1 protein-coding gene is annotated in these 218 nt (G+C 67.9%); it reads right to left on the bottom strand.

Annotated elements, in window-relative coordinates; all coding sequences use genetic code 11:
• Positions 1-218: aldo/keto reductase (locus EXE44_RS19775; protein WP_199241318.1), on the bottom strand; the 218-nt coding region annotated here is incomplete at both ends.

Genomic DNA, 218 nt, shown 5'->3' with positions numbered 1-218 from the left:
CATCACGCCGGCTCCCTCCTTCTCGCACAGCGGAAGCATCTCCCGTTCCTCCTCGCGGTAGGCGAGGTTGTAGTGGTTCTGCATCGTGGCGAACCGCTCGTATCCCTCGCGGTCGCTGACGTGGAGCGACTCCGCGAACTGGTGGGCCCACATCGACGAGGCGCCGATGTAGCGTACGTCGCCGCGCCGCACCGCGTCGTCGAGCGCGGCGAGCGTCT

It is taken from the genome of Halorubrum sp. SS7 (genome assembly GCF_005435055.1).
In the GTDB taxonomy this organism is placed as follows: domain Archaea; phylum Halobacteriota; class Halobacteria; order Halobacteriales; family Haloferacaceae; genus Halorubrum; species Halorubrum salinarum.
The sequence above is the reverse complement of the archived record's forward strand: the minus strand, read 5'-3'. Positions and strand labels throughout refer to the sequence as shown.